The following is an 8,552-nucleotide window of genomic DNA, read 5'->3' on the forward strand; positions in this document are numbered from 1 at the left end:
TTCATGTTCGAGACGATCTGCCAGACGATTCCGGCCGATCCGCACCTCGCGCCGCGGGCGCGGCGGCTGGAGATCTATCGCCGGGTGCTGGAGGGGACGATCTATGACGCGCTGCCCTACGCGTTCCAGGAGGAGCGCAACGGGGCGGGCGAGTATGTTCCGCTGCGGGCGCGGCGGCCTTCGGTGCGCTACGGCCTGTGCCGGATCGTGGTGGAGGATTCGGTTTCGCTGCTGTTCAGCGCGGGCATTTCCCTGCGGTCGAGTGCGCGGACCCGGCGACCGAGACGCTGCTGGCCGACATTCTGGGTGAATGCCGGCTCAATGAGGTGATGATCGACGCGGCGTTGCGCGGCTCGGTCGGCTCGGTGGCGATTTTGCTGCGGGTGCTGAAGGGGCGGTTCTTCTGCTCGGTGATGGAGACGCAATACCTGACGCCGCGCTGGCGGGAGGATGCGCCAGACACGCTCGAACAGGTGACCGAACTCTACAAGGTGCGCGGCGCCGAGCTGATTGGCCAGGGCTATGAGGGGGTCGATCCCGCTCAGACCTACTGGTTCCAGCGGCGCTGGGACGCGCAAGCCGAGATCTGGTTCGAGCCGGTGCCGGTGGGCGCCGGCCTGCCCGCCGAGCCGGACCGGGCACGGAGCGTGCGGCATGGCCTCGGATTCGTGCCGATCGTGTGGATCCGCAACCTGCCGGGTGGCGAGGGGGTCGACGGCGCCTGCACGTTCCGCGCCGCGATCGAGACGTCCATCGAGATCGACTATCAGCTGTCGCAGGCCGGGCGCGGGCTGAAATATGCCTCCGATCCGACGCTGCTGATCAAGGAGCCGGCGACGACCGACCGCGAGATGGTCAAGGGTGCGGGGAATGCGCTGATCGTTTCGGAAAAGGGCGATGCGAAGCTGCTGGAGATCGGCGGCACCGCCTCGGCCGCAGTGATCGATTATGTCCGCACGCTGCGCGAGTTCGCGCTGGAGAGCGTGCATGGCAATCGCGCCAGCGCCGATCGGCTGACAGCGCCGCAATCGGGTCGGGCGCTGGAGCTGATGAACCAGGGACTGATCTGGCTCGCCGACAATCTGCGGATTGCCTATGGCGAGGGTGGGTTGCTGCCGCTGCTGCGGATGGCGTTGCGGGCGGCGGCGCGGTTCGATGTGAGGGTGATGGGCCGGACGGTGCCGCGGGTCGATCCCGACCTGCGGCTGAGTCTGCGCTGGCCGCGCTGGTATGCCGCCTCGGCCGATGACCGGCTGAAGGAGGCGCAGGCGATCGCGACGCTGGTCAATGCGGGTCAGATGTCGCGCGAGACGGCGGTGAAGAGTCTCGCCGCCAGTCATGTGATCGGGGATGCGGCGGCGGAACTCGCGCGCATCGCCGATGAGGGGGACCAACTGGAACGGAACGAGGCATGAGCGACGAATTCGCGGAGCACGAGGGCCGCCTGACGAGCCGCAGGCGGAGCCTGAGAGCCCGAATCTGAATGGTAGTGCGACTATCGGTGACGGGCGATTTTTCGTGTGAGCAGGCGGATATGGGCGAGGAAGAGCCATGCGGTGGCGCTGGTAACGGTGGCCTCGAAATCCCTTGCGAGACGTCGGCATCTGCCGAGCCAGGCGAAGGTTCTTTCTACCACCCAGCGCCGCGGCAGGAGTTCAAACCCGCTCGCGGCGTCGGAGCGCTTTACGATCTGTATGGTCCATTTGCCGATTTTGGCGAGGCGTCCATTGAGTTTAGGACCGGCATAACCGCCGTCAGCGAATATGTGCCGCAACCAGGGATACAGGGATTTGACGGATTTGAGCACGTCGGGCGCCCCGTCGCGGTCCTGAATACCGGCATGATGAACGACGGCACCGACGAGGTGGCCGATTGTATCTGTGATGATGTGGCGCTTGCGGCCCTTGATCTTCTTTCCGGCATCGAACCCGCGCGGCCCGCCGGCTTCGGTGGTCTTGACCGACTGACTGTCGATCACACCGGCTGTGGGCGAAGCCTCGCGTCCGGCCATTTCCCGCGCCTGCATGACTAGGACGTGATTGATGCGATCGAACGTGCCGTCACGACAGAAGCGGTAGAAATACCCCTGCACGGTGGTGAACGGAGCGAATTCCTTCGGGATCTGGCGCCACTGACAGCCGGTTGCCAGCATGTAGAAGATGGCCTCCACAATCCTTCGAAGCGCCACCCTTCGGGGTCGGCCTCGATGCTGCGGAGCGGGCATGAACGGCTCGATCATGGCCCATTCAGCGTCGGTGAGGTCGCTTGCGTAGCGCAATCCGGCCCGGCAATATCGTCGCCGAGCGATTTCAGTCCAGGTCATCGTGTCTCCGTCCGTCTTCGCAAACGAACTGAATCACAACTTACTGAAATCGCTCAACTATCTTTTTCGGTCCGGCTCTGAGGACTGGCAGGCCAGGGCGATGGCGGCCGAGCAGGCGATGGAGGCGCTGCGGCGCGAACACGCCGAGCGGCTGAGGCGGGCGGAACTCAGGATCGAGGCGGTGAGGGCCGGCATGATCGATCTTGACGGGCTGAGACTGATCGATCCGGCTGTTGTAACGCCAGCCGAGGGCGGCGTGGCGCCGGATGCGGCGGCGCTGATGGCACAGCTGAAGCGGGACAAGCCCTGGCTGTTCGCCGCGCCGTCGTCATCCTCGACGGCGTCGGTGCCGCGGGCGGAGCCGCCGCGGGCGCGTCATGCGACCGAGCTGAGCGAGGCCGAGTGGCGCACGGCGCGCGCCGAACTGCTGCGCCGGGCCGGGGCCTGAGCCGGCCGCGAGCCGCTTTCAAAATATTAACGCGTTGTCAGACAACCGTGCTCCGCGCGTCGGAGTGCGGCGAATTGCGTTATCCAGAAGGAACACGACATGGGTATTTCCAATTTTCCCGCCGCGCTGCAGCCGATCATCCAGCAGGGCTTCCTCGAGCGCGAATTCGAGCAGGCGCTGCGCTCGCGGCTCGGCTACCGGATGGTGGCTGATCGCGAGAACTTCGCGGTCGGCATCGGCGAGACGCTGACCAAGACCCGCGCCGGGCTGAAGCCTTCGGTCACCACGCCGCTGGCCGCCGCGACAAACACCAATCTCGACAACGGGCTGACGCCGCAGGGCTGGGGTGTCGAGCAGTATACCGTGACGCTGAATTTCTATGCCGCGACGCAGGACCTGAACATGGTCACCAGCCGGGTCGGCATCGCCTCGCAGTTTCTGCAGAATGCCGCGACCAATGGCGAGCAGGCGGCGCGCAGCCTTGACGAGCTGGCGCGCAACGCGCTGTTCGCCCCGTATTTCGGTGGCAACACGCGGGTGAGCGCCACGCTGGCGAGTGCGGCGCCGACCATCGATGTCGATGATATTCGCGGCTTCACCACCGTGTTCGTCAACGGCGCACAGACGGCGGTTTCGGCGAGCTATCCGCTGACCGTGTCGGTCGGGGCGAATACGTATTCACTGATCGGCGTGACGCCGGATGTGAATAACGCGTCGTCAGCGCCGGGGGTATTTCGGGAACCCTGACGTTTTCGGCCGATGTCAGCGTGAGTGACGGTGCTGCCGGCAATGCGGTGCGCGCCGCGACGGCGAGCGCGATCGTCCGGCCGCAGGGGGCGGCGACGACCAGCGCGCTGCAGGCGACCGACACGCTGACGATGTCCGCCCTGCTCGATGCGGTGGCGACGCTGCGGCAGAACGCGGTGCCGGAAATCGATGGCGTCTACAACTGTTATCTCGATCCGGTCTCGGCCCGGCAGCTGTTCGCCGATCCTGACTTCCGGCAGTTGTTCCAGGGGGCGACGTCGAGCAACGCGGTGTTCCGCCAGGGCATGATCAACGATTTTCTCGGGTTGCGGTTCATCACCACCACCGAGGCCTATGTGCAGTCGCATCCCACGCTGGCGGGGCTGTATGTCCGCCGGCCGATCGTCTGCGGCAAGGGTGCGCTGATCGAGGCGGATTTTGCCGGCATCGGCGCGGAAGACGTCGCGCCGAAGGATGCGCTGGTGAACATCATCGACGGTGTCGCCATGGTCACGCGCGAGCCGATCGACCGGTTGCAGCAGATCATCGCCCAGTCCTGGTACTGGATCGGCGGGTTCTGCGCGCCGTCCGACACCACGACGACGCCGAACACCGTGCCCACCGCGACCAATTCCAACTTCAAGCGCGCGGTGATGATCGAGCATATCGGCTGAGGAGGGTGCGCACATGTCAATCGGGTCCTCGCTTCCCTTCAGGCCATCGGGCACCGCGGCCGTCGCCGCCTCGACCAGCGCGGCCTCGACCCCGCTTGCCGGCGGCGGGTCGAGCCTGCTCGTCTACAACGCCGCGGGCGCGGTCGCGTTCGTGCGGCTCGGCACCGGGGGAATGAGCCCGGCAAGCACGGCCGATACGCCGCTGCCGCCGGGCGGGCGGATGCTGATCGACGCCGGGCGGCTGGTGAGCGAGGCGAGCGCCGTGCTCGCCTCGGGCACCGGCACGGTCTATTTCACCCGCGGCGACGGATCGGTCTACTGACATGTCGGGCAGTGTTTCGAGCGCGCCCGGCACGCTGAGCGAGGCGCAGAAGGTCGATGTGCGGCGGTTCTGCGGCTATCCGGCCTATGGCGCCGGGGCGGAGGGATTCCAGTCCTGGCGGTTCTTCCAGGCTTACGGCACGCTCGAATACCGGATGAACAACCTGGCGCCGGCAGAGGTGGCGGTGGTGGCGAACTACCTCGCCACGCTCGCCGCGCTGGAGGTCGCGATTCCGGAGGCGAGCGGCAATCTCGACACCGAGGCGGCCGCGGGCTGGCAGCACAACGCCAACGAGGTCCGCGACCGCGCCGCGCTGTTCGACCAGTGGCGGCGGCGGCTGTGCGGGTTTCTCGGCCTGCCGCCGGGGCCGGCGCTTGGCCCCTCGGATGGCATCACCCTGATCGTTTGAGGTCTTCATGGATGGAACGCGGCTGGCGGACCGGATCGCCTTCGGCGGCGGCATGGCCGCGCGCAAGGCGGGTCTGATCTGCGACGCCTATCGGCCGCGCGACGGGGCGTGCCCGATCGTCGCGGCGAACCGGTTGATACGGCTTGGCGTGATGGTGCTGCCGGTATCGGGCTCGGCGCGTGGGCCGGCGCCGCTCGGCCTGCCCTACCGGCAGCTGGTGCTGGACCAGGCCTATGTGCGCGCCGGGGATTATGTCGTCGGGCCCGCCGGGACGTTCCTGGTGGTGAGCAACGAGCCGCCGGCGCCAGTGCTGGGGGCGCGCTGCAACGAGACGCTGTCGGTCTGGCGGCCGGCGGCGCCGGCGGCGCCGGGGATCAACCCCTATGGGGCGGTTCTCGGCGCCGGGGCGCGCGGCGTGCTGGCCGGATTTCCGGCGGCGCTGCTGCCGGCGCGGGGCGGCAGGCATGGCGAGGCCGGGTTGCCGGACGATACGCGCGCGCCGGGCTACATCGCCGCCGTTGCGGCGGTCGGCGGGCTGGCGCCGGCGGTGGCGGATATCGTGCGCGATGCGCGCGGGCGGCAGTTCGTGATCGAGCAGGCGGAGCTGTTCGGCGGGGTCTGGCGGCTCGCGCTTTCGGCGAGCATCGTCTGATGGCGGGGCAGCAGGATGTCGAGACCGCGATCGTCGCGCTGATCGCGACGGCTGCCTATCCGGCGGGGACGGCGGCGGCGTCTTCCATTGCGGGGCCGGACGGGATGGTGACGTGCCGGGTCTATCGCGGCATGCCGAACGCGCCGGCGCTGGAGGCGGATCTGGCGCGCGGTGTGATGCACGCCACCGTGTTCGCCGAGCCGGGGGGTGTGCGCAACGTGACGCGCTACCCGCGCGAATGGATCGAGGTGGCGCCGGTGCCGGCGACGCTGTCGGTCAGTGTCGCGGGGATGACGGCGACGTTCGCGGGGCAGTGCGTGGCGGGGCAGCTCGCCGGCATCGCTGTCGATGGCGCGATCTTTCCCTATGCGGTCCAGGCGCGCGACACGCCGGCGAGTGTGGCGAGCAACCTCGCCGCCCTGTTGCGCGCGGCGGGGTGGCTGGTGAATTACGCGGGGACGACGCTGAGCGTGCCGGCGGCGCGCGGGTTGATCGGCCGCGTCGTGGCCGGGGGCGTCGCGCTGCGGGAGATCAAGCGCCAGGTGCAGCCGTTCCGGATTTCGTTGTGGTGCCCGGACCCGCTGACGCGGGATGCGGCGGCGGCGGTGATCGACCCCGCGCTGGCGGCGCCGCAGTTCATCGGCCTCGCCGATGGCGCGACGGCGCGGCTGCGCTTCGTGGGCGCCGATACCACGGACAAGTCGATCGATGCCGGGCTGTACCGGCGGGACCTCATTTACGACGCGGAATATCCGACGACCGAGGCGATGACGACGCCGGCCATGCTGTTCGGGGTCGGCGGGATCGCGGCGGATGGCGCGTTCATCGCCGGCATGACCGGCTGAAGGAGAGACGATGAAGATCAAACTGGTGGTGCTGAAGCCGTTCGAGGGCTTCAGGCGGGGCGACACGATTGTCGACGAGGCGAAGATCGCCGCCGTGCTGGCGTCCGCCCGGGCGGGGTCGGTCGTGCGGGTTGCGGCGGAGGGCTGAGGCATGCCGATATCGCAGGCGGGCGCGCTGAACACGACGGCGCTGATCGTCCCCGACCTTTATGTGCAGATCGTGCCGCCGCAGACGCTGCTGCTCAATGGCGTGCCGACCGATGTGCTTGGCGTGGTCGGTTCGGCATCCTGGGGGCCGGTGGGCGAGCCGATGATTGTCGGTTCGATGGGGGAGTATGCCGCGTCCTTCGGGCCGGTGATGGCGCGGCAATACGACATGGGCACGGCGGTGGCCGTGGCGGTGCAGCAGGGGGCGTCGAATTTCCGCTGCGTGCGGGTGAGCGACGGCACCGACACCGCGGCCGCGGTTTCCATTCTGGGCGCGCTGACGCTGACGGCGCTGTATACCGGATCGCTCGGCAACGCGATCACGGTGACGGTTTCGGCCGGGGCGGCGGCCAATAGCTGGCGGCTGACCGTGGCGCTGCCGGGGCGCACGCCGGAAGTGTTCGACAACATCACCGGCACCGGGGCGGCGTTCTGGCAGGCGGCGGCGAATGCGGTGAACGCGGGGACGGGGCCGCTGCGCGGCGCCTCGGAGCTGGTGGTGGCGAGCGCGGGCACGTCGTCGTTCCCGCCGGCGCCCGGTGTCTATCCGTTCTCGGCGGGCACGCCGGGCAGCGATGGCGCGGGAGGGCTCACCGCGGCGTCGCTGGTAGGCCAGGACACGCTGCCGCGGAGCGGGATGTATGCGCTGCGCGGGCAGGGTTGCGGACTCGCGGTGCTCGCCGATCTCGACGATCCGACGCAGTGGAGCCCGACGATCGCCTTCGGCCTTGAGGAAGGCTGTTACATGATCCTCGCCGGTCCGCCGGGCGACACGATCGCCAATGCCGTCGCGGCGAAACAGGCGGCGGGGATCGATTCCTATGCCGCCAAGGTGATGTTCGGCGACTGGATCTGGTGGTACGATCAGGCGAACGGACTGACCCGCCTGGTCTCGCCGCAGGGTTTTGCGGCCGGGCGGCTCGCCAATCTCTCGCCCGAGCAGAGTTCGCTGAACAAGCCGCTCTATGGCGTCGTCGGCAGCCAGAAATCGGGGCGCGCCGTATCGGGGACCACAAGCACCTATTCCTCGGCCGATCTTTCGGCACTGATGTCGGCCGGGATCGACGTGATCGCCAATCCGCAGCCGGGCGGGGCGTTCTGGGGCGTGCGCGGCGGGTTCAACGCCTCGTCCGACAGCGCCACCAACGGCGACAACTACACCCGCATGACCAATTACATCGCGGCCACCCTGTCGGCGGGGATGGGTCAGTATGTCGGCCAACTGGTCAACGAGACGCTGTTCCGCCGGATTCGCGGCACGCTGCTGGCCTTCCTGAACACGATGCTCGGCCAGGGCATGCTGGGAACCACCAACGGGTCGCTGCCTTTCGCGGTGGTGTGCGATGCCTCGAACAACCCGCCATCGCGCACCGGGCTGGGGTATGTGCAGGCGGATGTGCAGGTGCAGTACCAGGCGATCAACGAGCGGTTCATCGTCAATGTCGAGGGCGGGCAGACCGTGCAGGTCAGCCAGCAGACCCTGCCCCAGGGCACGGTGTGAGGTAGCAGATGCCATATAACACGTTTACCGTTGGCAATGATTGCCAGCTCGTCGTCATGGGGCCCGTTCGGCCGGGTCGACCTTGCGCATGTGACCGGATTCGAGGTGAGCCAGGTGACGCAGAGCGTGCGCGTCGACCGGCTCGACGGGGTGCAGCTCGGCGCCGAACTGCCGCGGGGCTGGCAGGGAAGTTTCCTGCTCGACCGCGGCACCCTCGGCGGCCGACGATTTCATGGCGCAGATCGAGCAGGCCTATCTGTCGGGGCAGGCGATTCCGCCGGGAACGCTCTATCAATATGTGAATGAAACTGACGGATCGACCTCGACCTACCAGTTCGAGGGCGTCGTGTTCAAGCTCAGCTCGGCGGGCGTGTATCGCGGTGACATGCCGGTGGCGCAGAAGCTCGACTTCTTCGCCTCGACC

11 protein-coding genes and 2 pseudogenes are annotated in these 8,552 nt (G+C 68.0%); 11 read left to right on the forward strand and 2 right to left on the reverse strand.

Annotation, left to right across the window (positions count from 1 at the left end):
• Positions 1-3 precede the first annotated feature (3 nt).
• Positions 4-330 carry a hypothetical protein gene (locus tag ACIDOCELLA78_RS000000109475; RefSeq protein ID WP_249676379.1) on the forward strand — a complete coding sequence of 109 codons (327 nt, stop codon included), beginning with the start codon at positions 4-6 and terminating at the stop codon, positions 328-330.
• Positions 330-1,415: a phage portal protein gene (locus ACIDOCELLA78_RS000000109480; protein WP_249676382.1), complete on the forward strand. Its 1,086-nt coding sequence runs from the start codon at positions 330-332 to the stop codon at positions 1,413-1,415. Before ACIDOCELLA78_RS000000109475 ends, ACIDOCELLA78_RS000000109480 begins: the two co-directional genes overlap by 1 nt.
• Before the next feature lie 80 nt (positions 1,416-1,495).
• Here the strand turns inward: ACIDOCELLA78_RS000000109480 and ACIDOCELLA78_RS000000109485 are convergent, their stop codons facing one another.
• Entirely contained in the window at positions 1,496-2,323 is an 828-nt protein-coding gene (locus tag ACIDOCELLA78_RS000000109485; protein ID WP_201727504.1) for an IS5 family transposase, read from the reverse strand.
• Positions 2,324-2,423: 100 nt separating this feature from the next.
• Here ACIDOCELLA78_RS000000109485 and ACIDOCELLA78_RS000000109490 point away from each other — a divergent pair, with 100 nt between their 5' ends.
• The 8 genes and pseudogenes from ACIDOCELLA78_RS000000109490 (at position 2,424) to ACIDOCELLA78_RS000000109525 (ending at position 8,128) form a co-directional block, all read left to right on the forward strand.
• Positions 2,424-2,771: a hypothetical protein gene (locus tag ACIDOCELLA78_RS000000109490; RefSeq protein ID WP_249676395.1), complete on the forward strand. Its 348-nt coding sequence runs from the start codon at positions 2,424-2,426 to the stop codon at positions 2,769-2,771.
• Between the two features lie 99 nt (positions 2,772-2,870).
• Positions 2,871-4,192 (forward strand): annotated as a pseudogene (locus ACIDOCELLA78_RS000000109495) (DUF4043 domain-containing protein).
• A 13-nt stretch (positions 4,193-4,205) separates the two neighbouring features.
• Positions 4,206-4,514 carry a hypothetical protein gene (locus tag ACIDOCELLA78_RS000000109500; protein WP_201729368.1) on the forward strand — a complete coding sequence of 103 codons (309 nt, stop codon included), beginning with the start codon at positions 4,206-4,208 and terminating at the stop codon, positions 4,512-4,514.
• Between the two features lies 1 nt (position 4,515).
• Positions 4,516-4,923: a hypothetical protein gene (locus ACIDOCELLA78_RS000000109505; protein WP_201729369.1), complete on the forward strand. Its 408-nt coding sequence runs from the start codon at positions 4,516-4,518 to the stop codon at positions 4,921-4,923.
• A gap of 7 nt (positions 4,924-4,930) precedes the next feature.
• Complete coding sequence (locus tag ACIDOCELLA78_RS000000109510) at positions 4,931-5,575, forward strand: hypothetical protein (RefSeq protein WP_201729370.1); 645 nt, start codon at positions 4,931-4,933, stop codon at positions 5,573-5,575.
• Positions 5,575-6,420, forward strand: a complete 846-nt coding sequence (locus tag ACIDOCELLA78_RS000000109515) for a hypothetical protein (protein WP_201729371.1) — start codon at positions 5,575-5,577, stop codon at positions 6,418-6,420. Before ACIDOCELLA78_RS000000109510 ends, ACIDOCELLA78_RS000000109515 begins: the two co-directional genes overlap by 1 nt.
• Positions 6,421-6,430: 10 nt before the next feature.
• Positions 6,431-6,568, forward strand: a complete 138-nt coding sequence (locus ACIDOCELLA78_RS000000109520; protein ID WP_201729372.1) for a hypothetical protein — start codon at positions 6,431-6,433, stop codon at positions 6,566-6,568.
• Positions 6,569-6,571: 3 nt separating this feature from the next.
• Entirely contained in the window at positions 6,572-8,128 is a 1,557-nt protein-coding gene (locus tag ACIDOCELLA78_RS000000109525) for a phage tail protein (RefSeq protein WP_201729373.1), read from the forward strand.
• Positions 8,129-8,182: 54 nt separating this feature from the next.
• Here the strand turns inward: ACIDOCELLA78_RS000000109525 and ACIDOCELLA78_RS000000109530 are convergent, their stop codons facing one another.
• Positions 8,183-8,362, reverse strand: a complete 180-nt coding sequence (locus ACIDOCELLA78_RS000000109530; RefSeq protein WP_249676397.1) for a hypothetical protein — start codon at positions 8,360-8,362, stop codon at positions 8,183-8,185.
• Here ACIDOCELLA78_RS000000109530 and ACIDOCELLA78_RS000000109535 point away from each other — a divergent pair.
• Positions 8,361-8,552 (forward strand): annotated as a pseudogene (locus tag ACIDOCELLA78_RS000000109535) (hypothetical protein); the annotation flags it as partial. The gene ACIDOCELLA78_RS000000109530 and the pseudogene ACIDOCELLA78_RS000000109535 overlap by 2 nt on opposite strands.

The organism is Acidocella sp. C78 (assembly GCF_907164655.1).

Coding starts and splice junctions, on each gene's coding strand:
- ACIDOCELLA78_RS000000109485 (WP_201727504.1), bottom strand. CDS start 2,323: ATGACCTGGACTGAAATCGCTCGGCGACGATATTGCCGGGCCGGATTG.
- ACIDOCELLA78_RS000000109530 (WP_249676397.1), bottom strand. CDS start 8,362: ATGAAATCGTCGGCCGCCGAGGGTGCCGCGGTCGAGCAGGAAACTTCC.
- ACIDOCELLA78_RS000000109500 (WP_201729368.1), top strand. CDS start 4,206: ATGTCAATCGGGTCCTCGCTTCCCTTCAGGCCATCGGGCACCGCGGCC.
- ACIDOCELLA78_RS000000109490 (WP_249676395.1), top strand. CDS start 2,424: ATGGCGGCCGAGCAGGCGATGGAGGCGCTGCGGCGCGAACACGCCGAG.
- ACIDOCELLA78_RS000000109505 (WP_201729369.1), top strand. CDS start 4,516: ATGTCGGGCAGTGTTTCGAGCGCGCCCGGCACGCTGAGCGAGGCGCAG.
- ACIDOCELLA78_RS000000109515 (WP_201729371.1), top strand. CDS start 5,575: ATGGCGGGGCAGCAGGATGTCGAGACCGCGATCGTCGCGCTGATCGCG.
- ACIDOCELLA78_RS000000109520 (WP_201729372.1), top strand. CDS start 6,431: ATGAAGATCAAACTGGTGGTGCTGAAGCCGTTCGAGGGCTTCAGGCGG.
- ACIDOCELLA78_RS000000109525 (WP_201729373.1), top strand. CDS start 6,572: ATGCCGATATCGCAGGCGGGCGCGCTGAACACGACGGCGCTGATCGTC.
- ACIDOCELLA78_RS000000109480 (WP_249676382.1), top strand. CDS start 330: ATGATCGACGCGGCGTTGCGCGGCTCGGTCGGCTCGGTGGCGATTTTG.
- ACIDOCELLA78_RS000000109475 (WP_249676379.1), top strand. CDS start 4: ATGTTCGAGACGATCTGCCAGACGATTCCGGCCGATCCGCACCTCGCG.
- ACIDOCELLA78_RS000000109510 (WP_201729370.1), top strand. CDS start 4,931: ATGGATGGAACGCGGCTGGCGGACCGGATCGCCTTCGGCGGCGGCATG.